The organism is Clostridioides sp. ES-S-0010-02, assembly GCA_020641055.1.
Classification (GTDB): Bacteria; Bacillota; Clostridia; order Peptostreptococcales; family Peptostreptococcaceae; genus Clostridioides.
Genome location: CP067345.1, coordinates 4032907 through 4058874 on the forward strand (window position 1 = coordinate 4032907; position 25968 = coordinate 4058874).

Sequence of the window (25968 nt, forward strand, 5' to 3'; positions counted from 1 at the left end):
TATGTACCTACTATCTCTTAAGACTTATTATTTCTTGAAGTATCTCATCTGATGTAGATATTATTTTACTGTTTGCTTGGAAAGACCTACTTGCTATTATCATTTCTGTAAATTCTTCTGCTATGTCTACATTGGAAGCTTCTATTGCTCCTTGTATTATTGTTCCTGTAGCTCCTGCTATTTGTGGGTCTCCTGAGTTTGCTGATGGCTTGTACAAGTTTCCTCCTTCTGCATCTAGTCCTGCTGGATTTTGAAATGCATATGTTTGTACTTTTTGAATCCTTCCATCAGCATCAGTTAAGCCAGATGCATCTCCTACTTTTTTACCATCAGGTATAGGATATACAAACTGAGTTCTTTGACCATCACTTAATAAAAATTCTACTGTTCCATCCTTAGAGATATTGTATTCTAATACATTTTGAACAGTTCCATCCTTAGGACTTACGCTTTGAAGAGGTATTACAAGAGGTTCTTTTCCTTCTGCAGTAGCATTTTTAGTAAATTCACCAGTAGTAGCATTATATGTACCCTTATAAACCTCTCCTTGTAACATATACCCATCTCCATTTACAAGTCTTCCACCTTTGACACCGTTCAGAGGTCCAGCTGTTGCTTTAAATCCTGTATCTAAGTTAAAAGAACCATCTCTTGTATACATAACTGTACCTTGCCTTACTACTGGAAGATACCCATCTCCATCTATCATTAAATCTGATGGTCTATTAGTTGGCTGTACATTTCCTTGTGTCATATCTTTATTTATACTTGATATCTTACTACCTACACCTACTTGTCCTAAGTTTGTTCCCCCTAATGCAGCTGTTGGAGCACTTGCATATAGTACAGTTTGATAAAATGAATCTGTTATTCTAGCTGAACTTTTCTTAAAAGCAGTAGTCCCAGCATTTGCTACATTGTTACCTATTACATCTAGTTTAGTTTGATTTGCTTTCATTCCACTTACACCTGAATACATCGCTTTTATCATGAATTTACCTCTTTTCTAATTTAATATTATTCTTGTTCAGGAGATTCTTGCTCTGGTGGGTTATTTTCTTCTCCTGAAGTTGTATCTACTTCTCCTATTTTAAGTAATTTTTCATATTTAACATCTACAGTTTTATCACTACCATCTACTTTCAGTTCTAAGTGTACCTCTCCATCTTTTATATATGTAGACTTTACTACACCTACAATGTTTTCATCTTCCTTCTCTTCTCCGGATACTTCTACTTCTTTACCAATTAATGACGTTGCCATACTCAAAGCAGAGTTTATTAGAGTAGAGTTACTTAAAGCTAAGAGTATATCTAGCTTGTCGTTCATAGCTGACATCTTTTCTAAAGTTGCAAACTGAGCTAATTGTGATACATACTCTGTTGGGTCTTGTGGATTCATTGGGTCTTGATTACCCATTTGTGCTACAAGTATTTTCATAAACAAGTCTTTATCAGCATCATCACCCTGTCCTATAATTGGAGTTCCATTATCTGTTACTGTCTGATTTCCTTTACTTCTAACTTGTTTATTAGCAATATCATTAATATTTCTTTCAAGTTGGCTCAAGTTATTTGACCTATAGTTTCCTTGAGCCCCTGCTAAAGCTGTTGCCACTCCATACATACAGTATTTCCCCCTTATTAAGCTAATAAATCTACTCTATCATCATCAATATTTTCTTTAATTTCATCTTCTATGACCATATTGCTACGCTTATTATTTGTATCCTGCTTATTCATATTTTCTTGGTTATTTTGTCTATTTTGTTGTTCAAATGCTTTATCAAAAGTATCTGATGTACTTCTATTATCACTATGCATTTGCACGGATACATCTTTTATATTTACATTTGTAAGTTCAAGATGTTGCTTTAAATCTGTTATATTTTTATTTATAGAGTCAAAAACATCTTTATTAAAAACAGTCACAACAGCTTTCATACTTTCGTTATCTTTCAATAATTGTATGTTCATATCTCCCAATTCTTTTGGCCTTAATCTAATTGTTAATTCTTGGATGTCATTTGTTTTCATATGTTTAATAGCTTTGATAGAATCGTCCATAACATTTGATTCTATATATTTTAAGTCAACATTATCATTTTTAACTTTGTTTATATCCATGCTTTTATTTATTACTTGACCAAAGTTTCCACTTTTATTTTCATTAATACCTGCTAGTTTTTCCAAAATATCAGAGTTATCATCTCTTTTCTTATTTGAATTAAGGTTATCCATTCTATTACTATCAAAATTATATAAATCTATGCTTTTATTATCATCCTCTGTAGTTTTACTAATTACTTCAAAGTTTTCATTAACATTATTATCTAAAAACTCTCTTAACTTCATCATGTCTAAATTTTGCATATCATTAGAGTTATTCATGTCAGCCTTATTTAACTCTGCATTTTGCTTTACAATATTATTCAATATATTTTTATTAAGTTTAAGCTCTTGTTTCAACTCATCCGATATATTTAGTTTTTCCATACCATTCAATATAGAATTTATATCTTTATCTTTTTCAGTATTATTTTTTAAAAGATTCAATAATTGTTGTAAAATCTCATTATTCTTACTACAATCTTTTTCATATGTACTTTCATCCTCTAAGTGATTACTTTTATCTACATCTGAATGACACTCATTATCACTATCTTCTGATTTATTTGAACTGATATTTTGATCACTTGTTTCTTTTTTGTCTTTAACTTGTCCATTATCTGTTGCCTTATATAGATTATCCTCAAATTTATTATTTTTCACATCTTTATTCTTAGATGAACTCTTTTTATTCCCAATATCTTTAATAACATTATAAGAATCTGCTTGTATCTTCATACAATAATATCCTCACTTCCTACTCTTCTTATAGAACTTGTCTTTTTCTCAAATAACTCATGCTTGCAAACTCATCATTAGTTTTTTGTTCTTTTAAATTTTCTTCTTTATAATATTGACCATATTTTTTTTCTTTTAGTTTTTCTAATGATTTTCTTTCTATCTGCTTATCTATGAGTTGTTTTCTAGCCTTTTCAAGTTCATTTGTTGACTTGTCCAATTCCTCTGATAAATCTTTTATAGAGTTATTTAAAGCTAACAAATAGTTAATAGTTATTTTTTGATTTTGAATACTATCATTATTTTTACTTATTGAATACTTGTTATAATTACTTTCCAGGTTTTCTAAATTATTTTCTATATCTATTTTTTTTTGTTGAATCTTAGCAAATTCCATTTTTATCTTCTCTTCATCTTTCATTTTTAAGTCTAAAACCTTCTGTAATCTAAACTTAAAGTTCTTATCCAACTCTATCACAACCTATTCAAATATTTTTTTAATTATTTATTCAAATATTCTTTTCAAACTACTTATAGTTTCGTTAAAAGAACTCTTTTCATTTATCCCTTGTTTTAAAAAATTGATAATATGCTCATGATAATAGATTGCTTCATCTATTTTTTTATTGGTCCCTGAAGCATATGCACCTATATTTATCAAATCTTCTGCCTCCCTATATTCAGAGAGCATATCTCTTGCAAAAGATGCTACTTTTATATCTTCTTTTGAAGCAATTTCATTCATAAGTCTACTTAAACTATTTAAAACATCTATAGAAGGATAATGATTCTTGTTAGCTAAATCTCTAGATAGAACTATATGACCATCAAGTATTCCTCTTGTAGTATCTGCTATTGGCTCATTAAAATCATCTCCATCAACTAATACTGTATAAAAAGCGGTTATAGAGCCTTTATCTGATGTCCCTGTTCTCTCCATGAGTTTTGGTAAAATTGCAAATACAGATGGTGTGTATCCTTTTTGTGCTGGTGGCTCTCCTATAGCTATTCCAACTTCTCTTTGCGCCATAGCAAATCTAGTCACAGAATCCATCATAAGTATTACCTTTTTCCCTTGGTCTCTAAAGTATTCGGCTATTGCAGTGGCTGTAAGGGCACCTTTAAGTCTAACTAATGGTGCTTTATCTGATGTTGCGCATACAACAACAGATTTTTTCATTCCCTCTTCACCTAAGTCTTTATCAATAAAGTCTAATACTTCTCTTCCTCTTTCTCCAACAAGGGCAATTACATTTACATCTGCTTTTGCATTTCTAGCAATCATACCTAGCGTTGTACTCTTACCTACTCCACTTCCTGCAAATATTCCTATTCTCTGTCCTTCACCACAAGTAGTAAATGCGTCTATTGCTCTTACACCTGTTTCCATTATATTTCGTATCTTTTTTCTCTTCATTGGGTCAGGAGGTTCATTATTCAAGTTGTATCTATCTCCTAAAACAATTTCTGAGTTATCTATAGGATTTCCAAGACCATCAAGTACTTTACCTAGTAAATTATCACTACACATAACACTTAGAGGTATCCCCTTAGAAATAACTTTACAACCAGGTGATATTAATGTTAACTCTCCTAATGCCATTAATATTACTTCTTTATCTTTAAATCCTACTACCTCACAATTCACTGGCTTATTGACTTGATTATATATAACACATAACTCGCCAACAAAAGCTTTTATTCCTTCAACTTCTACAGTAAGTCCTATTATCTTTTTAACTCTACCTTCTGATATAGTGAGTTCTAAATTTTCTATTTTCTTATTTATTTTGTCAAAATCTATAGAGATATCAGTTTTATACATATTTTATTCACCAAGCAATTCTTCTTTTAGTTTTTCCATAGCACAATCAATACCAACTATTATTCTTCCATTTTCCTTTTGTATAATAGCATTTCCTTTATCTATACTATCATCTGCGATAACAAATACACTTGATTTTAATGATGTTTCTTCTTTAAATAATTCAAACTCTTTCTCTATATTGTCTTTATAGAAAGAATTACATCTTACTATGAATGAACTACTTCCTTCATAATCTTGAATAATTTGTTTTAACAAATCGCTCATAGAGTCTTCATCTTCAAAGTGATTTTTTAGCACAGAACTAGCCATATTAATAGCAAGTCTTATAATCTCTTTATTTTTTTCTTTTATGTACTCAGTCATTTTCTCATTAGCTTGTAATAAGATTAAATTTGCCTGATTTCTTATAGAATCTGCTTCATCTTTAGCTTTTTGGGTATACTCATTATACGACTCTTTATATCCATCCTCATATCCATTTTTCTGGCCTTGACTATATCCTTTTTCATATGCTTGCTTTTCTATATTTTGTGCGTTTATTTTTGCTTCTTCCAATATCTCATTCTTTTTTATCTCAGCAGATTCTATAGCTTCTTTTATTACTTCATCTCTAAATCTACAATCATTATCCTCGTTTATATTTGATTCTCCCAATCTAGCTTTATCTATTATAGATAAGTCCAGAACTCCTTTATATGATGCTTTTTTACTTTTAATAATTTTATTATTCAACAAAGTCATCACCAAAATTCCTTACAATAGTTATGGCACCTTCTCTTTCAAGTTTCCTTACAATACTTACTATTTTTTGTTGAGCACCTTCAACCTGAGTAACCTTTATGACACCAACCATTTCCATTTCTTCTTTAAGTGCTTCTGCTGCTCTAGAAGATTGGTTTCTATATATAGCATCTGATATTTCATCATCCACACCTTTTAAAGCATATACTAAATCCTTCATAGTTACTTCTTTCAGTACTTTCTGTATGCTTATATCATCTAACTTGACAATATCTTCAAATACAAATATATTAGATTTAATTTGAGCTGCTAAGGCTGGGTCTTTTTCTTCAATAGTATTCAAAATATTCTTTTCTGTTTTTCTATCAGAATTAAGTAATATTTGAACTAAGGTAGCTATTCCTCCATAGTCTTTAAAATCTTCACCACTTATTGAATGCAATTTATCCTCTAATGAGCTTTCAATTACACTTATAACATCTGGAGATATTGAACCCATTGAACTTATTCTCATAGCTACTTCATTTTGTAAATCAAAATCTAAATAAGCTAAAACTTCTGCACCATTTTCAGGTTCCATATGTGCAAGTAAAATGGCTATAGTCTGTGCACTTTCATTTCTAAGTATTTCTAATATCTTCTTTACATCTAGTTTTATAATATGTTTAAAAGGTTTTGTACTTGTATCTATTGATATACCTTCAAGTAATTTACTTGCTTTGGCATTTCCCAGAGCATTACTTAACAATTCTTTGGCATATTCAAGCCCGCCTTCTATAACATAATCTTTCGCTTTATTTATTTCTACAAACTCTTTTAATATTTCTCTTCTTTCTTTTGAAGCTATTGAAGAAATATTTGCAATTTCCAAACCTATTTTTTGAACTTGTTTATCTGGTAGACTTTTTATTATATCACTAGCCACAGTTGGACCTAATGTCATTAACAGTACAGCGGCTTTTTTTAAACCTTCACCTTCTACCTTCTCTTTCTTATCATTTTCACTTATATCACTTAAATCAAACGCATTAACATTTGTAATTTCCGCGGACACTTTCTATCCCCCTTACTCATTTAACCAAGTTTTTATTATCTCTGTGACTTGGTCTGGTTTTTCTTCTGCATACATTTTAACAGCTTCCTCTAATGTCAATTCTGGGTCATCCCCTAATAGAGGATTGTCTTTCTTATCAATAGAATTAGAATTAGTACTATAAACTTCATCTTCATAATCCATATCTTCTTGTTCACTTCTCTTTTTATATATTAAGTATCCAATAACACCTACTGCAACAACTGCTACTACTCCAACAACCGCTTTTATTATATTGTTTTTGAATCCTTCTTTTTCAATATCTTCCATTTCTTGTTTAGCTTCTGCCTTACCTTTAGGGTCAAATACCATTGAAACAACGCTAAGAGTATCTCCCCTAGCTCCATCCATGCCTATAGCATTATTAACAATATCTTCCACATCAGCTTGAACACCTTTAGCTATTTTTCCATCTATAGCAACAGAAGCTGTCAATCTTTTAAGTTCTCCAGGCGCAACTATAGTGTGAGTTTCAATCTTACCTGTTTCATATTCAAAACTCTCATCTAAACTATCTTCTGTATTAGTACCATTTTTATTTCCTTGGTTATTCATATTAGCATCTACACCTTGGACATTATTTGTTGCAGATTTAGATGAATTTTTTGACCTTGTTTCCTTTATAGCAACTTTATCAGGGTCAATTTTTATTTCAGTTTTTTCAGCTGTATCAAAACTCAAATCAGCATTTACTGTAGCTTTTACTTTTCCTGTACCAAATATTGGTTCTAACATATCTAAAATAGATTTTTCTAATTGTTTATTCAACGCCTGCTCAGATGCCTTATTTTTATCAATACTAATAGCACCATTTATCGGTTGATTGTTTTCATCAACTTCTTCATCATCTAAGATGCCTTCAGATAATAAGTTCATTTTGTTATCAATAACTTGAACATTTTTCTCTGGTATATTTGTAACACTTCCTGATACAAGTGCCATAACAGATTTTATTTGATTTTTCTCTAAAGTAGTTCCTGGCTTTAGCATCAAATAAACTGCTGCACTTCCTGGAACAGCTTCCTTCTCAAATACAGAAGACTCACCAAATGTTATATGTACTCTAGTATCTTCCACCTGAGGAAAACTCTTGATTGTTTTTTCTATTTCTCCTTGTATCATTCGTTGCTTCTTAATTTGAAACTCTTCATCAGTAAGACCTATTGATGAACTATCATCCATAAGTGCAAATCCTTTAGAACCACTTGTCAAACTTGGAGCTAACTCTAATCTCAACTTATCAACTTCTGTTCTAGGAACATAAATTGTACTTCCTTTTACCTTGGTATCTATCTTTCTAGACTCTAATTCTGCTGATATATCTGCAGCATCTTGAACATCTAGTTCTGAAAATAAGACTGCATACTTATTTTTGCTTGCAGATATTGCTGTAAATACTAGCGCTAAACATATAGCAACAATCCCTATACCTAATGCTATCTTAGTTCCCTTTTTTAGAGAACTTATTTTTGTCCTAGATTTAGCAACTTGCTCCTTAATCTTATTTTTAAAACTGGCTATCATTGATTATTACTCCTGTTCAAAAGGCTAAATTTGTACTTTATTCATTTCTTGATATGCATCATGAATCTTATTTCTAACTTCTATTAAATATTGCATAGATAGTTGTGCTTCTTGACCTTTTAACATAACTTCATGCATAGAAACATCTTCGCCTTTTATAAATTTTTCTTTCATATTATCTGCTGTAACTTGCTGAAAATTGACTTTATCTATAGTATCCATTATTACATCTTCGAAATTCTTTTTTTCTTCTTTATTATTAAAATTTAATGGTTTTGTTTCTCCAATTAAATTATCTAACTTTGCACCTTGCATTAAATTGTTAATTTGTGTAATTGGCATAATTTATCCCTACTTTCCTATTTCCAGTGCTTTTGCTATCATAGACTTCTGAGCATTTAATGTATCTATATTAGACTCATATGCTCGTGAAGCTGTTATTAAATCTGTCATTTCAACCAATATATTTACATTTGGATATTCTACGTATCCATTTGGCTTTGCATCTGGATGAGATGGGTCATATACTTCTTTAAGAGGTGATTTATCATCTTCAACAGATGTGACTTTTACTCCTAGCATACCTAATTTGTTATCATAGTTTTCTTCAAAGGAAACAATTTTTCTTCTGTATGCTTCTCCATTTGGACCTCTTGTAGCGTTTATGTTAGCTACATTAGATGATATGATATCCATTTTCAAGCTTTCTGCTGTTAAACCACTAGCAGAGATCTCCATTCCACTGAACACACTCATCTTCTAATTACCTCCCACTTATTATTGATTTAGTCATTGCTATTTTACCATTTGCAAAACCTATCAAAGCATTGTATTGTAACGTTGTCATTGCTTGATTTACCTTTTCTTCTTCTATATCTACATTATTACCATCCACTCTTAATCCCTTGGAATTGTCTGTTTTTTCTTCTATTTTAGGCATGGCATCATTTAATGTTTCTTCAAAAGTTACATAGTGTTTCTTATAGCCCTCAGTATTTATATTTGCTATATTATTTGCTATTGTCTGACTTCTTAAATTAGTTGCATCTAATCCCATTTTTATAATGTCATATGTATTCATACTCACTCCTCCTTAAAATATTTTCATCTACTCTATTTATTAATTAAAAACAGAGTTGCTATATTACAAAAAAATGACTTCTTTATTTATTCAAATTAATTACATTTCTATTACATTAATATAATAATGTATCATTTTAGTAAGAAAACAAATTTTTTCTCAGTAAACTCCAGTGAAAATAAAAAAAAAATTTAATATATATTTAATTTTTTCTACGCAAAGTTGCCTTTTTTTGTAAAATAGTCACTTTTTTATACGCTTTATCTTTATTTTAAATTATAAATCGGTAAAATTTGTTATTATATATACTTTCTACTGTAATAAAGTAATATTTTCATAATAAAATGACCGCCAAAAAGGCAGTCAATTCGACTAATCCTACGCATACAGTATACTTAGGACTCTTTTTGGCAACTGGCTAGCATAGTTTGTTATACAAACCTTAGCCCCTATAGCTTTGCGTCGCTAGATTTCTCTAGTTTTGCCTATTTAGTTTTAACTTAAGTATACAATAAATAACAATTTTTTTAAACATTTTTTACTTATATTTTTAATATTTCAATTAATATTCGATATTTATAGCTAAATATCCAGCATAAATTAAGAATTTGTTATTACAAAAAATAAAACAGCTTAAAATATTCATTCTAAGCTGTTTTTATTTTTTATATAAATATCTATAATGTAACTAGATGAGATTCTTCTTTATCCCATTCAGGAGAAAACTTATTTCCTATTTGTATGAAAGAAGACTTTTTATTCCAATTAGCAAATGAAGATTGATAGCACACCTTACATGAATCATTCATATTTACAGTATTAATATTTTTTCTAAACTTTTTATATTCCAAAGAATTCCACATTTCTTCAAAAGTTTTATATTTGTCAATATGAAACAACTTTATAGGTGTAGACATACATGAACGTACAAATCCATCTGACCCTAAAAAAAAGTCTCTCCATGCTGTAAAACAATCCTTATGTAGTTTTTCACATGCACTATCTTCACCTTGTATATGAGGTAACTTAAGAATAATATTTAACTCATCTGCTAAAACCTCTGCTTCCTCAAATACTTTTTTAACCTCATCTTGGCAATCATATAAACTTTCATCATGCATATTTTCATCAAATACAGTTAGATACACTACCTTAAGCTCTTGTAAACCTATTTTTTCAGCTAATCTAACCATTTTTGGTATCTCATACAAATTAGACTTCATTGCTGTGAAAACAAAATTCATATATGGCCAATTTATACCTCTTTTACTCTTTTCATCTGCTATATGTTTAATGTTTTTTATGATATGATTAAAATCAGCTCCTGATCTTATATTATCATTAATCTCTTTAGATGCCCCATCTAAACTTATAGCTATAATGTCAGTTTCTGTATTGAAGATATCATCAAATAATTTATCCAATTTCATACCGTTTGTACAAAAATATTTTCTAAGACCATTTTTTTTTGCCCAATATAAGAAATCAACAAAATTTGGATGTACTGTTGGTTCTCCCCAGCCCATTAAGGTTACTTCTTCTACTTCATTTAATATATTCTCAAATTTTTCAGTCCATTTAAAATCAAAAATTGTTGCTTTGAATTCTGCTGAATTTCTTCCACACATAATGCAATTTAAATTGCAAGCATTCGTAAGTTCAAATACTAATCTTCTGGGTTTCGCTTCTAGAATGATAGTCTGATTATATGACTCACTTTCATTCAAATTGCTATTCTTTTGTTGTAACTCTGTCAAAGAGTTAGTTTGTTTTAAATCAATTGTTTTAGCTCTCAATATACTCATATTGATATCCCTCTTATTTCTATGTATTTTACCATATTTTCCAAAAAGCTTTATTTTCTTTCCAAAGAGAATTAAGATTGTTCATATCTCTTTCATTGTCCATACATGCCCATAAACCTTCATGCTTATATACTGCTATTTCTCCTTTTTTAGCTAGATTTTCAAATAGACCATATTCCAAATCACACTCATTATCTTCTGTGAGATATCTTAATAGTTTTTTATTAAATACCATATACCCACCATTTATTAACCCCTTTGATGTTTGTGATTTTTCTTCAAATGATTTAAGTACCTCACCATCTGCAATAAGTTCTCCAAATCTAGCAGGAGGTCTTACACCAGATATTGTAAGTAACTTACCAACTTTATTATGAAAGTGTATTAATTTATTTATATTTATATTTGCTAATCCGTCTCCATATGTTAATAAATTTATATCTTCTTCAAGATATTTCTCTATTTTCTTTAATCGCGCTCCTTTTTGAGACTCTATACCTGTATCAACTAATGTTACTTTCCATTCACTTTCATCATGATTATTATGAAATTCTATTGAATTACTTCCTATATTAATCGTAAAATCATTATTTTTACTATCGTAATGCAGAAAATAATCTTTTATAACATTTGCTTTGTATCCAAGGCATATGATAAATTCTTTTACTCCATAATAAGAATATATTTTCATTATATGCCATAATATTGGCTTCCCTCCTATTTCAACCATAGGCTTGGGAACTATACTAGTAATATCTCCAAGTCTACTTCCATATCCTCCTGCTAAAATCACTACTTTCATATTAAAATGCCTCACTTAATTATAGTATATAAAAATTTAAGAATAGAATTTTTTATCAAAGATAGATATCATAGATAAGTAGAATTTCTCTATGATAATGTTAAAACTTGTATTTTTGTTCTCCATTTATTAGACTTACTTTAATCTTATGTTTGTCCAACAAATCCTTTATTTCATCCTCATAGTTCCAATTCATTACTATAATCTTATCGATTCCTCTCATACATATATCTTTAAAAGAAACTATCTCATGTCCAGTTCCTGGTATAAATTTATTTTGTTTATTTTCATTTATATCAATCACACAATCAATAAATTTATGTTGTGGATCTATATTATTCAAAAATGTAACTCCCTTAGCTCCTGCACCCCATATTGCTATCTTACTCTTTTCTGATTCTAAGTAATGTTTCCATCTTTCTGCCTGTATTCTTATATTTTCAGCATAATCAATAACTATATTTAAAATACTTTTTTTTATATTCTCGCCATTTACCTTGCATATAGCATATAAATATTGTCCTTTAAAGGTATGGTTTATCTCTAATATATCAAATCCACATTCCTGTAATAACAAATTTAGTGACTTTTTATTAAAATATGAGCAATGCTCATAAAAAAAGTCATACATTATATTATTCTTTAGTATCCACTCTACACATGGTGTTTCAATATAAAGTATAGAGTTTGGAGAGTTTACTAGCGCCTTCTTTATTGATTTCATTATATCTTTAGGGTTTTGCATATGCTCTATGACATGTCTTATAAAAACGCAATCTGCAGATATATCTGTACATGTATCATCATAGTATTTTTTTTCAAATAGTAAGCTTCCATCTAACATGACAGTTTCTCCTACATAACTTGGGTCAAATCCATATCCTTTTCCTTTGGACCTTTGTATGAAAGTTTTGAGAAACTCTCCTTTCCCACATCCAACTTCTACAACGACTTTTTTACTTAAATTATATTCTTTAATTAAATATGATATTATTTCATTAATATGACTTTGAAATCTAAATGAATGATTCTGTGTATTATCATAAAAATCATCATATTGTATTTTACTTGTGTCAAAACTAGTATTAAAAATAAACTCACAATGACTACATAAACCTACTATTAAATCACCCTTTACATCATTTATAGCAACTTCTCTGTTACTAAATATAAAATTTTGATGTATAGGAACATTTTTTCTACTAAGAAAAATATTAATATTTTCTGATCCACATATAGGACATCTCATAACAATTTACCCCACTAAAGTTTTGTATACTACCTAGATTATTATACTTATTTATACTTATTTTTCATATTCATATAAAATTACATTACTCATTAATTGGATAATGCAATATATTCATCAAATGTTTGAAGTTCATTATCTTTGCTGGATATAATTGGACTAATTTTATTCCAATTTATATCCATAGAGTCCCATTTTATTCCACCTTCATTATTTGGAGAATACGGAGATGATAATTTATAAATAACTATTGTATTCTCTTCTAGAGCTTGATATCCATGAGCAAACCCATTAGGTATATATGCTATATTTCTTTTTCTAGAATCTATATTAAAACAAACATGTTCACCATAGGTAGGAGAATCTTTTCTGATATCAACTGCTACATCTAAGATACTTCCTGAAACACAATAGATAAGTTTGCTCTGTACAAAAGGTTCTTTTTGAAAGTGTAACCCTCTTATAGTACCTTTCTTGGATGTTACAAATAAATCTTCATTAAAGAATTCATCTATCCCTAGTTTTTTAAAAGTTGGATAATGATATGGTTTTATTGTTATCCCCCTACTATCTTCAAATATATTTGGTACTATTTCAACACAATCCTTTAGTTTAGTTTTTATGATGTTATACATAATTAAACCTCCTAATAATCAGTTCTTTCTACTTCTAACATACTCTTTATTCCTTCATATAATCCTATTATATCTTCATTTTCTAAAATATTTTCATCATTAATATGAACTTTCATCATCTCTCGTTTTCTATATGGTCTTTTTCCCCAATTTATATCCAATTTTTCACCCACAACACACTGAAATATGTCCACAACTTCTCTTAATGAATATATCTCTTTTGGTAGTGCAAAAAAAGTTCTACATTCTTTGGGACTCATCTTTTGTATTTTTTCCATTGCAATTAGATATGCTTTTATAACATCTTCTATGTAAAGTAAACCCAATTCTTGCTCTCCATTAGACATATCTAGTGTTTTGTTATTGAAGTATATATCCTTTAGTAAATTCATAATTTTAGGTCTTGGATCATAAGGTCCATATGTGTCAATCAATTTTATTGTTATAATACTCATGTTCGTTGCCTCAGCATAATACTTGCATATATCTTGAAAGGCTTCTTTAGTTGCTGCATATAAATTTACAGGATTATAATTTTCCCCATTATAATTTTGCCAGTGTGTTCCTGTGTTTATAAAATACTTCACATTTGCTTTTGAAGCTACATCCAATACTTGAGTGGAAAATAGAATATTACTATTTATAATTTCATCTAATTGTGAAGGTAAGTGCTCACCTAAGAATAATGATGCTAGATGTATAACTATATCCGGTTTTATATTATTTATAATTTCAGATAAATTGGATATTCCTCCCTTGAATCTATATATATTTATATAATCGTTAAATTCATCTATCAAATTTAGATCAGAATCTACTCTTACTATAACATGAACATCATACCCTAATTCATATAGTTTTTTTGCTAGACAGGACCCAATATATCCACTAGCACCTGTCAAAAAAATTTTCTTCAATTCGTTGCTCATAACTGACTATATCCTTTTTCAAATTTATTAATATCAATAATAAGTTAAATAAAGTATAAATTTTTATTTAATATTATTTTATTTAGATATCTTTTTTATCTTTAATATATATTCACTAATATATAGTTTATCTCTTTGGTCTGTTGAGATATTACTGTCATCTAGTAATTCTTTAACTTTTTCTTCTATATCATTATTAAAATTATATGAGTTAAAGTTTATACTTTCTATATACAGACCACAATTATTTAATTTATTATTAAATATTTCTATATTAATATTTTTCATATCCTCATTCCATGAGTTAGAAATGACATTTTTAATTCTTAAAAATTCATTTATATCACAATTATTCTTTAACTTCAGAATAATCGTTCCTTTATCATTTAATACTTCATACAGGTTATTAAGCAAGTCATACATATCTTTGTATGAGTTTAATACTTTTCCTACTACAATATAATCAAAATTTTTACGTCTATAGTGTTTATGAAAATATTCTATACGATCAACAACTACATTTTCACATATAGTTTTTAAATCTAGCCAATACTTCGCCTCTTCTGAAAAAGCTGCTAGACTTACATTAGAAGCTCCTTTTTCCAATAATTTATTCTTTATTTGTAATATAGTTACTCCACAACTCGTATCTATCCCTAAAACACTATATTTTTTATTGACTATTGTATCTGATTTAACCATTGAAACCATTGCATAATCAAAGCTAATAGCATCTACTATATCAATGTGATATTTCTCCTTAAAAAACTTTGGACCTTTTATTCTAGATATATTATCAAAATCACTACCTTTATCTGCTTTTTCCCCAATATTGCATACAAATGTATCTGTGCAAGCAATTACTTTATAACCACCTCTTCTTGCCCTAAATGAAATATCAACATCTGATGTGTGATGAACATATCCATAATCATATATACCAATAATATCCAAGCATTCTCTTTTAAATAATGTTGCTACTGTATATAAATCAAATATTTCATACCATTTCCTAGGATTAGAAATATTATATAACTCTGCTTTACTTTGCATATCATCCAAGTCTTTATACTCTACTTCCATTTTATACTCTAAAGGTGCATGATTACAAGCAGGATGAACTATTCCTATTTTAGAATCCGATTCTGCACATTTTATCATATTTGAAAGCCAATTTGTTGTGACAACTACATCATTACACACAAAAACAATATATCTGCCATTCATCTCTCTAAATGCTGTTGAAAAAGAATATCCAACTCCAAAATTCTTAATGACCTTAATTATTTTTTTTCTAGGATAATTTATTGACTTAAAATATTCATATGTTCCATCGCTAGAACCATTATCAAACAATATTAGTTCATAATCTATATCATTAGTATATTTCAAAATGCTTTCAACACATCTTTTAGTATATTTTTCTAGATTATTATATCCCAATACCCATATACTTACTAGTGGGTTATCTCCTTCCTTTAATTTGTTTATATTTTCTCTAACTTCATACATACTATCAAAATCTTCTAATTTTTTTGGTAGTTTTTTATGAAAATTATCATCCAATATTACTTTTCCATATTTATCTTCAATAAATATGTTATCTTTTTTATAGCTTTTTTCAAATTCTATATTTCTGGAATTATATACTTCAGTTATTAAATCTTTTATATGTGACTCTTCATCTCTATCAATAATGTCCAAAAGATGATTGTACTCATCAATTGATTTGTCCCAATCATGATTTTTATAATATGCATATGCTAAATTATAATATATGTCTATATTATCTTCTTTTACCATTGATTTTGCATATTCTAATAAATTTATAGCTATATTGTATTCATTCATTTGCATAGCCAGTATAGACTTCATATTAATAAACTCTATATTATTACAAAATCTATCATTATAATAATATAGTAAATCTAATGCTTCTTCCAGCGAATTATTTTCTATTAATTCCTCTATACTACTTAGTACATCTACATCACTCTTAGAATATTTTATTAACATATTTCTAATGTCAAGCATAAAATTTTCGATATCTATTTTTGATTTATTTATAATATTTATAGTTAATTCATTTTCTCCATACTCATATGTAAAGTTATTTATTTTTTCTTCCAAAGTACTATTATAATCATAACTTTGAAGACTCCTCTCAAATATAGAAACAATTATAGTTTTTTTTATTTCTAACTCTGAAATTAGTAGTTTTGATAACACCTTTAAATTTTCGTCTTTTACTATGAACAAAATATCTGCAAACCCAATACTATTTATTATGTTTTTATACTCTCTAATTAAATCAAGCTTGCTATTTAATAAATAATGCTCAGCTTCTAAAAACTCTTCCTTACAACTCAAACTTGTATTATCACAAACTTGTAAAATACGAATATTATTACCACTTGTTTTTAAATCTCTATTAATTTGTTTTACAATATCATTAAAAATATCATTTTTAGATAATTCTCCTATTACTATATCTATAACCATATAGTTTAATTCTCCTAACATTATAATTTAATCAAGTATTTTTATTATATCTCCCAAATTAGATGTATATTTTTAGAGATTCTATTTAAAGTAATGTCTCTAAGGAATGATAAAGTAATAATCTATACCAATTGTAAAGTATATTTTTATCTTCCTTTATTATATACTCATATTTATTAGTCATTATTATAAATGCTTGTATAGCTTTTTGAGGTTGTTTTGAAATGCTGTCATTTTGAACATATGTTTTAACTAAAATTTTATCTACAAATGACACTTTATAATTTATAGCCATTCTTATCATTAAATCCCAATCTTGAAATCTAGGCAAATGTTCATCAAATTTTTGTCTTTCAAAACACTCTCTTCTTCCAAATATTGTAGATGTGCCAATAAAATTACCACACATAAGTTCATATAACATCATGTCTTTATTTATATCTCTTCCAGGAAATACGCCTGATAACTCATTATTATCAATATAGGAAGAACATCCTATTATATCCACACCTAAGTTCTCTAGATACTTAATTTGTGTTTCAAGTTTATCCAGCATCCATTCGTCATCACTATCCTGGAATGCAATATATTTACCCATACTATTTGAAATACCTGTGTTCCTAGCTATATTGGCGCCTAAATTTTTATTATGTTTTATGTATCTTATCCTTTTATCATCTATATATTCTATTATTTTTTGTGTATTGTCCGAAGAATTATCATCAACTATAATTACTTCTATATTTTTATATGTCTGATTCAAAACACTATTTACAGAACGATAAATTGTTTGTTCTCTATTGTAAGTTGGTATTATTACTGAAATTAATGAATGATGATATTGTTCACTTTCAATAAAAACATCATCAGAATTATTATTTTTTTCTAATAATAGATTTATTTTATTTATCAATTCATCTTTTTCTCTATTACTTGAAAGATGTATGATTTTTTCATATATTTTTATAGCATTATCAATTCTATTAACTTGTTCATATACATATACTAAGTTATAGTATATATCTAAACTTTCTTCATCAGAAATCTGTAATGCATATTCCAAATTGCTTATTGCTATATCGTACTCTTTCATCTTAATAGCTAAAATTGATTTCAAATTTATAAATTCTATATCATTTTTAAATCTATCATCATAATACTGAATAACTTCAAGTGCATGTTCTATATTATCCTCATGTAATAAACTTTTTATTTTTTTCATTATTACACCTTTTTTATCAGAGAATTTTAGAACAATACTTTCAAACTTATCAACAACATTTTTTACTTTGAACTTATTAACTGAATTTACACATACATCCTTTGATGGTATCTTTATTCTTCCTTGTTGTAAGTCATTCAATATACTATATAGTTCACTATAATTATCTTTATCAAATAACCATCCATTAATTCCATCTTTAATTATATCTTTTGGACCATCACATTTACTAGAAATTACAGGTATGCCTCTTCCCAATGCCTCTACTAAGACTAAACCAAACCCTTCTTCATTTGATGTTAAAACCAATGCTGTCACTGAGTCTATATAATCCCAAGGCTTATCTAACCATCCGCACCATTCTATACAATCATCTATATTTAAATCTTTGCATAACTGTTTCAATTTCTTTTCATCTGGTCCATTTCCTATAATTTTCAGCGTCCATGACTTGTCTAACAATGAAAGAGCCCTAAATAATATATCAATTCTTTTTTGATTATTTTCAAGCCTACCTATATACACTAATTCTAATTTTTCTTTATTTGAGCTAATTACATTAAAAGTATCTATATTAACTGGATTTCCTACATAATACACTTGACCTGTAACATAATTTTTTATTTTCTCTTCTATGTATTCAGAAATGGCAAGATGAGCATTACTATAATTAAGATTTTCTCCTCCACCATAATATTCTGGTGCCCCATGAATCCAAGATATAATAGATGGTTTACTATCTCCCAAATGCATTACTGCTATATTACTTATTAAACTTAATACTGGAGCATGAGTTGCAATTATAACATCAGGAATTCCTATACTATCAATTATACGTCTATACCCTAATGCTAAACTAAATTCATCATCTTCTTCTATATTGTTATTAATACCATAAATATACATTTCTGGTATAGTCTTTTTCCATTCTATATATTTGGGTTCATAAGCTTGAAACACTCTTACTCTATATCCCTTATTTATTAACTCATTGCTGATAGATGTTATAACTTCTTCCAATCCACCTCTTCCATTTGCATAAGCTAAAACTATATCTATAATCATATTCTAGTACTCCTTATCAGGTTAATTATAAGTCAAAGGTTTCTTCCATTTTATCCAAAATAATATTTGTAGAATAGCAATAAACTGATTTTATAGCATTCTTTTGCATTTCACATAATTCATAATAAGATAAATTTAATAATTGTGTAATTTCTTTATAAAGTGACTCTGAGTTACACTCCCTTGCTAAATATCCATTGCATCCACATTCTATAATTTCTCCTATGCCTCCACAATCAGTGGCTACAACTGGTATCCCTCTATTTAATGCTTCTAAAATAACCATTGGAAATGCCTCGTATTCTGAACTAAGTAATAATGCTTTTTTATAATTTATATACTTCCATGGATTTCTTACATATCCTTTCATCTTCACTTTATCATTAAGGTTTAATTCGTTTATTATACATTCTATATATTTTTTATCTGGCCCATCTCCATAAACATCTAAAGTCCATTCAGCCCCTAATTTAGAAAGAGAAGTAAATAGTATGTCAAATCTCTTTGTATAATTTTCTAGCCTTCCGATATACACAAAATTATTTTCAAGTGATATATCAAGCATATCTACATTTATATCTATGGGATTTGGAATAGAATAAATATCTTTCTTGTTAATTAGTCTTTCTAATTCATATGTTAAATTAGTGGAAATAGACCAATGTATGTCTGCATACTTTAAATATTTAGAAGAATCTCCGAACAATTCCAAGGAACTATGCATCCAAGAAATTACTTTTATATCTTCATACCCAACAGTCAATCTAGAATATAAAACAGTTATTGGCATGTGAGTTCCTATTATTATATCTGGTTTACCTAAATCTATTAAGATTCTGTTTATTCCTTTTACTTTTGACAATATTAAATCAAAGCCATTCATACTCTTACAGTCTTCATAATTATTATAATAATAGACATTATGTAAATTAAGTTCCCATGTATAATCATCGCTTCTATTGGGTAGCAAAACTATTACGATATACCCTCTTTTTTCTAATTCATTCACAACTTTAGTTACTACTGTTTCAACTCCTCCTTGGCCACTTAAATGCTCAAGAACGAAAAATATTTTTTTTATCTTAGATAAACTATACATATTCCCTCCAAATACACTAAAATATATGCTTCTATTTTTATATATATTAATTTATAATTAACCTTATTAAAGTTAGAAAGTGCAATTAAATTTTTTAATACTTATAATGTAAATATTATTTTTCATAACTACTCACTTCTTTTAAATACTTTATATTATACATAATATCACCATTACTTATATCTAATGAAAGTGCTTTTTTCAAATAAAAATCTGCCTCTGCATACTCTCCAGACATTATATGTATTATTCCCTTTATATTTAATATTTCAGAGTCCTCTCTAAATGACTTCAAATACTTGTCAATTAAATCTCTCGCATCACTTATATTTCCTTTTTCTATAACTTGCTTTATACTATCTATAAAATTTACTCTTAGTACATTAAGTTCTATATTTTGATTCAATTCATATTCAAAATCTTTTATTATAAGTTTTATAATTCTATGGTAATATGGATATTCATTTAATAGTTCTTTTAACTTTCTTAAATAAATTATTTTATCGCTATCCTTATAGTCCATAATACTATTAAATTTTATAACAAATTTATCCATTTCATTAGACATATATGTTAATAAATCTGTATAGTCCAAATTTGCATATATATTTTTTATATATATACTAGAATACATAATATAGATATAAAACAACTCTTTATATTTATCATCATTTAAAATGTTATTTTCTAAAATTATTTTAGTAAATACTCTGTATACTTTTACCTCATGTATCTCAAAAGTATTCTTTTGTCTTAAAATATACTTATATAATTTCAAACTAAATTCTCTATCATACATAACACAGTATCTTACATATCTCTCAATCCATGAGTAATCCATATTCAAAAATATATCCAATAAATCTATATTATTTAAGTATGCAATATTTATAATAGGTGCATATATATCATTTTTTTCTTTTTTTAAAATATCTTTACATTCATCTGAAGATATTTGATTTAATAATCTTATATTATTAAATCTTCCATATACCCCTTTTATAGAACTTAGTATTTTATAAATATCACTTTTTTCATCTTCTCTTATATTATTCAAAAAAAGTTCTAAACTATTATAAAAACTATTTTTTTCAATTGCTGATTTTTTTAGCTTATCATGATACTCATTTATTAAACTAAATTTATTTAGTTTATACAATGACATAAACAAGCTAAAATAGACATCTTTCCTTTTTTCGTAATCTATAATATTTTCAAACTCTTTTATAACTAAATCATATTTCTCCAGCTTATAGTAGATTTTTATTAGGGTTACAGTTGCACTATCTTTCAAACTTACAGTATCTGTATCTGAGAATAGACTATTAGCTTGAGTGCTCATTTCATAATTGTCAATTAAGTAAATATATCTTTTATATGAATCTAAAGCATACTCATACTTCCCTAAACTAACTTGGGTTTGAGCTAAGTAGTAATATATATCTATATTATTTAAATCTTTCTCTATATATTTTAAACATAATTTTTCACACTTTTTATTCTTTCCCAAAAACAAATATACTTTTGCCAAATTGGTTATTAAATAACCTGGCATTAATCCTATTTTTTTATACAAAATAATACTTTTTTCCAAATAAAATAATGCATCCTGATACTTTTCCAATATAATAAAATTCTTACCAAGCTGATAATTAGTATATGGATTTTCATTATTTTCACTTAATTGTTGAAATAGAAGTTTTTCATTTCTTTTAACTTTATATAATCTAACTTCTTCATCTTCAAACATATACCCATAGTGATCAAATTGAGCTACATTATGAAATACAGGTTCTTTATATAATGGTTGTTCATGAACTTTACCAATAAATTTAAAACCATTATTTTTAAATAGCCTTAATACAGATCCATATCCATAAGAATCTTTTTCTATAGAGTATATATTTTTTAATTGTATTGATGCTGAATTAAAAGTTTTATGTAAATCACTATCAAAAAACTCAATTAGTTTTGTACAATCTGTTAGTATTTCATCAGCATCTAATACAAAGACCCAATCCCCTTTAGAATATGATATAGACTTATTCCTCATACTAGAAAAATCATCATCCCATTTGTGAAAATAAACATTTTTAGTATAATTTTTTGCTATATTGATAGTATTATCAGCTGACCCAGTATCTATTATTATAAGTTCACTATCTATTGAATCCATTAGTACTTTTAGAGATTCTAACATCTTTACTAATATCTTTTCTTCATTTTTGACAATCATTACTATACTCAACAACATAATTATTTTCCTTTCAGTATACCTTTATTATAAAATTATAAAAAGCAAAGCAGTGCTTTGCTCTTTATAATTAAAATATTTATAAACTTTATCCTAATAATTGTAATACTCCTTGTGGTTGCTGATTAGCTTGAGCAAGCATTGATTGTGATGCTTGTACCAATATATTCATTTTAGATAGTGTAACCATTTCTGAAGCAACATCTGTATCTCTTATTCTTGACTCTGCTGCTGTGACATTTTCTATAGTATTATTTAAGTTATTTTGAGTTGATTCTAATCTATTTTGTTGTGCTCCTAACTTTGCTCTTGATGTATTTACTTCTTTTAATGCTACATCTAAACTAGATGCCATTTGTTTAGCTGCATCTGTCCCTGATGAACCAGCAGTCTTCATGTTGCCAATTGTTGTACTTGTTATATTTGCCTTACTCATTACATTAGAAGTGTTGACTAACTCTACAGTTATTTCATTGTTATTGTTACTTGTTCCAGCTACATTTGTTCCATAATTAGCTCCAACTTGTAATCTTACGTTTGAAGAACTTCCATCTAATAATTTCTTTCCATTAAACTCAGTTGAACTTGAAATTCTTTCAATCTCATCTTTTAATTGAGATAACTCATCTGCTATCTTTTGTCTTTCTTCATTAGTGTTAGTTTCATTTGCAGATTGTATTGATAAAGTTCTCATTCTTTGTAATATATTTCCAGTTTCTTCTAGAGCACCTTCTGCTGTTTGTACAACAGATATACCATCTTGAACGTTTCTACCAGCTTGGTCTAAACCTTTAATTTGTGCTCTCATTTTTTCAGATATTGCAAGACCAGCAGCATCATCAGCAGCTCTCTTTATTCTAACCCCAGAAGATAACTTCTCCATAGATTTACTTTGAGCACTTACGTTTCTTCCCATTTGATTATTTGCTATTAAAGCACTTACATTTGTATTAACTCTCATTAATTTACCCTCCTTAGTATGGTTGACATCCTTGTCATTTCTACTTTTAATTTTTATATTAATCCTTCATCTATATAATCGGACAAGTTAATCTATAACTTTATACTTTTTTACTAAAAATATTTACTTTTTCTCTATTTAACTTAGAGTACATTGTATTTACTTGTTTTGTTAACTTATATTCGTGTAGCTCTTTTTTAACTTCTAATAAGTTTTTTTGTAAAGTATTTTGTATTTTACTATCAATATCAATTAACTTCATATCACTATAAATACTTATGAAACTTTCTTTATCTTTTTCATCTACGCTATTTATAATTTCTTGTCTATCATCTAGCTTATCGCTTATGTATTTATACTCTTCTTTATCAATAAGGTTTATAATCTGTAGAGATATCTCTTTATATAAATCTAATTTATCTTCTAATATTCCCATTATTAGTTACCTTGTGAAAAATAATTCATTTGAGAACTATATTGATTTAACAAAGATTCTAAAGCTGAATATTTTGCATAAAGTCTTTTCTCTTTATCATTCATTTTTTCAACCAATCTATTTATATTTTTTTCTTGCTCTGCAATTTGTTTAGAATATATATTTTCACTTGCAGAAGCTGTTTTTTCTATACCAGCCTTCTCTGCAAATTTAGAACCTGAACTCCCTGAATATTCATATATTATATCTTTTAGTTTTTCAAGCATACCTTTATCATCACTATTTGAAGAATATCCAGCTAAAATTTTATAAACTTTATCACTATCTTCTATAATAGCCTTTGAAAAAACATCTTCCTTAAATGCTATTTGTCCTTTTTTATTATAATTCTCAGATTCATTAATACCTAGCTTTTTTAAAGTCTCAATACTTTCTGCATCTCCAAAAAACATAGATTGAATATCTTCAACAAATGATCTTAATTCATCATCATTTCTAAGTATACCTTCTTTGGCTTTTTTATCCCATTTTTCTATTTCCTCAGTTGTCATATCTTCTTTTTGAGCTTCTGTAAGAGGTGGATAATCTTTTTGCTTTTTAGTAGTTACTAATCCGTAAACTTTATCCATCAATTTATTATAATCCTCTACAAATGCTTTCATATTTTTAGTAGCTTCTTCGGTATCAGTGACAGAAACTAATTTAGCTGTTCCCTTTGAATTAACATTATAGGAAATATTATCTATTACAAACGAGTTTGATTCTTTATTTATATGTACTGTTCTTCCATTTTCATCAGTTATATCAGCTTCTAAATTTTTCCCATGCGTTGATGCAACTTTATTACCAGCAGTATCAGTTGTAAATGTAATGCCATTATCATTAGCAATTTGCGCAGCTAAATTATCATTACCACTTACTTTTAAATTAAGTTCTGATGATGTTCCAGTTTGCTTTCTAGAAATCATTAATTCACCTGTTAGCTCACTATATGAAGCTCTTATATCCTTATCTTCACAAAGAGCATTTATTTTACTAACAATAGTACTTGTAGTATCCTGTTCAGAAATTGGTATGTTTACATCACCAATAGTCAATGAACTTGCACCACTAGCATTTGGTGGAAATTGTTTAACAATAGGAGTACTTGCATTTAACTTAATTGTTACTTTTGCTGGTTCTGCCATTTGTGATACAGCAAACTGATAGTTTATTTTATTTGCACCAGCTGATCCACTTGCAACTATAACACTCTCATCAGAACTTTTTATATTTAAAGATGAATATGCATTTTTACTTATTATATTGCTTTTAGAATCAAGTCCAAAATATTTATCATACATATCTTTTGATTCTTTAATAATATCTCTGTATATTTCTTGTTTCCATTTTACTATTTGTTGAGCTTGCTTAGCTTTGTCGACCTTTTCTTTGTCTTTGGTCATACTAGCCTCTATTATCCCTTCCATATCAAAATTTCCTGAAAGACCTGTAACTCTTATAGGACTTATATTTGACATAATCATTCCTCCTGTCTGTTATTTATTGATTTATTATTAGCTTCATACCACACGGTTCTAATTTGTTGTATTATTGGCAGTACTTCATCTATTATTTTTATATCATTTGTTATATTTGCTTTTGATAATTCATATCTTATAAAATCATAGACATTATACATATCTTTTGCCCATTTACCTGCATTTTGATCTAGTGTAAGCATTAATTCTGTAAATATATCTTGTACTCTTATAAGTTCTTTGTGCGATTTTTGCATATCTCCATCTATGATTGCTATTTTTGATATCTTCGTGGATTCTACAGCTCCATCCAAAAGTACCAACAACAATTCCTCTTGAGAAAGTTTATTTAATTCATCTAAATTTAATTTCATTG

24 protein-coding genes and 1 riboswitch are annotated in these 25968 nt (G+C 27.7%); all 24 genes read right to left on the reverse strand.

Going from position 1 to position 25968, the window contains the following annotated elements:
• Positions 1–10 precede the first annotated feature (10 nt).
• The 24 genes from JJC01_18735 to fliS all read right to left on the reverse strand — a co-directional run bounded on the left by JJC01_18735 (position 11) and on the right by fliS (position 25966).
• Positions 11–991: a flagellar hook-basal body complex protein gene (locus JJC01_18735; GenBank protein ID UDN58167.1), complete on the reverse strand. Its 981-nt coding sequence runs from the start codon at positions 989–991 to the stop codon at positions 11–13.
• 26 nt (positions 992–1017) lie between these two features.
• Entirely contained in the window at positions 1018–1626 is a 609-nt protein-coding gene (locus tag JJC01_18740) for a flagellar biosynthesis protein FlgD (GenBank protein UDN58168.1), read from the reverse strand.
• Between the two features lie 17 nt (positions 1627–1643).
• A complete protein-coding gene (locus JJC01_18745) occupies positions 1644–2846 on the reverse strand; it encodes a flagellar hook-length control protein FliK (GenBank protein UDN58169.1) in 1203 nt (400 codons plus the stop codon).
• 28 nt (positions 2847–2874) lie between these two features.
• Positions 2875–3321 (reverse strand): flagellar export protein FliJ, encoded by a 447-nt coding sequence (gene fliJ, locus JJC01_18750; protein ID UDN60217.1) that lies wholly within the window; start codon positions 3319–3321, stop codon positions 2875–2877.
• Positions 3322–3351: 30 nt separating this feature from the next.
• Positions 3352–4671 carry a flagellar protein export ATPase FliI gene (gene fliI, locus JJC01_18755; protein ID UDN58170.1) on the reverse strand — a complete coding sequence of 440 codons (1320 nt, stop codon included), beginning with the start codon at positions 4669–4671 and terminating at the stop codon, positions 3352–3354.
• Positions 4672–4674: 3 nt separating this feature from the next.
• Positions 4675–5415, reverse strand: coding sequence for a flagellar assembly protein FliH (locus JJC01_18760; protein ID UDN58171.1), 741 nt, complete (start codon positions 5413–5415; stop codon positions 4675–4677).
• The gene (gene fliG / locus JJC01_18765) at positions 5399–6469 is read right to left on the reverse strand and encodes a flagellar motor switch protein FliG (GenBank protein UDN58172.1); all 1071 of its coding nucleotides are present in this window, start codon (positions 6467–6469) and stop codon (positions 5399–5401) included. The genes JJC01_18760 and fliG overlap by 17 nt, the downstream gene beginning before the upstream one ends.
• Positions 6470–6481: 12 nt before the next feature.
• Positions 6482–8032, reverse strand: a complete 1551-nt coding sequence (fliF, locus tag JJC01_18770; GenBank protein ID UDN58173.1) for a flagellar M-ring protein FliF — start codon at positions 8030–8032, stop codon at positions 6482–6484.
• Between the two features lie 24 nt (positions 8033–8056).
• Complete coding sequence (gene fliE, locus JJC01_18775; GenBank protein ID UDN58174.1) at positions 8057–8374, reverse strand: flagellar hook-basal body complex protein FliE; 318 nt, start codon at positions 8372–8374, stop codon at positions 8057–8059.
• Between the two features lie 9 nt (positions 8375–8383).
• Positions 8384–8788 carry a flagellar basal body rod protein FlgC gene (gene flgC / locus JJC01_18780; GenBank protein ID UDN58175.1) on the reverse strand — a complete coding sequence of 135 codons (405 nt, stop codon included), beginning with the start codon at positions 8786–8788 and terminating at the stop codon, positions 8384–8386.
• A 7-nt stretch (positions 8789–8795) separates the two neighbouring features.
• The gene (gene flgB, locus JJC01_18785; protein UDN58176.1) at positions 8796–9113 is read right to left on the reverse strand and encodes a flagellar basal body rod protein FlgB; all 318 of its coding nucleotides are present in this window, start codon (positions 9111–9113) and stop codon (positions 8796–8798) included.
• A gap of 406 nt (positions 9114–9519) precedes the next feature.
• A riboswitch (cyclic di-GMP riboswitch) is annotated at positions 9520–9609 on the reverse strand.
• A 181-nt stretch (positions 9610–9790) separates the two neighbouring features.
• A complete protein-coding gene (locus JJC01_18790) occupies positions 9791–10918 on the reverse strand; it encodes a radical SAM protein (protein UDN58177.1) in 1128 nt (375 codons plus the stop codon).
• 28 nt (positions 10919–10946) lie between these two features.
• Positions 10947–11720 carry a glucose-1-phosphate cytidylyltransferase gene (gene rfbF, locus JJC01_18795; GenBank protein ID UDN58178.1) on the reverse strand — a complete coding sequence of 258 codons (774 nt, stop codon included), beginning with the start codon at positions 11718–11720 and terminating at the stop codon, positions 10947–10949.
• 100 nt (positions 11721–11820) lie between these two features.
• Positions 11821–12969, reverse strand: coding sequence for a methyltransferase domain-containing protein (locus tag JJC01_18800; protein ID UDN58179.1), 1149 nt, complete (start codon positions 12967–12969; stop codon positions 11821–11823).
• Positions 12970–13061: 92 nt separating this feature from the next.
• Positions 13062–13604: a dTDP-4-dehydrorhamnose 3,5-epimerase gene (gene rfbC / locus JJC01_18805; GenBank protein ID UDN58180.1), complete on the reverse strand. Its 543-nt coding sequence runs from the start codon at positions 13602–13604 to the stop codon at positions 13062–13064.
• An 11-nt stretch (positions 13605–13615) separates the two neighbouring features.
• Complete coding sequence (locus tag JJC01_18810; protein ID UDN58181.1) at positions 13616–14533, reverse strand: NAD-dependent epimerase/dehydratase family protein; 918 nt, start codon at positions 14531–14533, stop codon at positions 13616–13618.
• A 78-nt stretch (positions 14534–14611) separates the two neighbouring features.
• On the reverse strand, positions 14612–17035 hold the full coding sequence (locus tag JJC01_18815; GenBank protein UDN58182.1) for a glycosyltransferase: 2424 nt from the start codon (positions 17033–17035) through the stop codon (positions 14612–14614).
• An 85-nt stretch (positions 17036–17120) separates the two neighbouring features.
• Positions 17121–19322: a glycosyltransferase gene (locus JJC01_18820; protein ID UDN58183.1), complete on the reverse strand. Its 2202-nt coding sequence runs from the start codon at positions 19320–19322 to the stop codon at positions 17121–17123.
• Positions 19323–19347: 25 nt separating this feature from the next.
• Positions 19348–20421: a glycosyltransferase gene (locus tag JJC01_18825; protein ID UDN58184.1), complete on the reverse strand. Its 1074-nt coding sequence runs from the start codon at positions 20419–20421 to the stop codon at positions 19348–19350.
• A 115-nt stretch (positions 20422–20536) separates the two neighbouring features.
• A complete protein-coding gene (locus JJC01_18830; GenBank protein ID UDN58185.1) occupies positions 20537–22675 on the reverse strand; it encodes a glycosyltransferase in 2139 nt (712 codons plus the stop codon).
• An 88-nt stretch (positions 22676–22763) separates the two neighbouring features.
• Complete coding sequence (locus JJC01_18835) at positions 22764–23636, reverse strand: flagellin (protein UDN58186.1); 873 nt, start codon at positions 23634–23636, stop codon at positions 22764–22766.
• A gap of 100 nt (positions 23637–23736) precedes the next feature.
• Positions 23737–24072: a flagellar protein FliT gene (gene fliT, locus JJC01_18840; GenBank protein ID UDN58187.1), complete on the reverse strand. Its 336-nt coding sequence runs from the start codon at positions 24070–24072 to the stop codon at positions 23737–23739.
• A gap of 2 nt (positions 24073–24074) precedes the next feature.
• Positions 24075–25592 (reverse strand): flagellar filament capping protein FliD, encoded by a 1518-nt coding sequence (gene fliD / locus JJC01_18845; protein ID UDN58188.1) that lies wholly within the window; start codon positions 25590–25592, stop codon positions 24075–24077.
• Between the two features lie 2 nt (positions 25593–25594).
• Positions 25595–25966, reverse strand: coding sequence for a flagellar export chaperone FliS (gene fliS, locus JJC01_18850; protein ID UDN58189.1), 372 nt, complete (start codon positions 25964–25966; stop codon positions 25595–25597).
• Between the last annotated feature and the right edge of the window lie 2 nt (positions 25967–25968).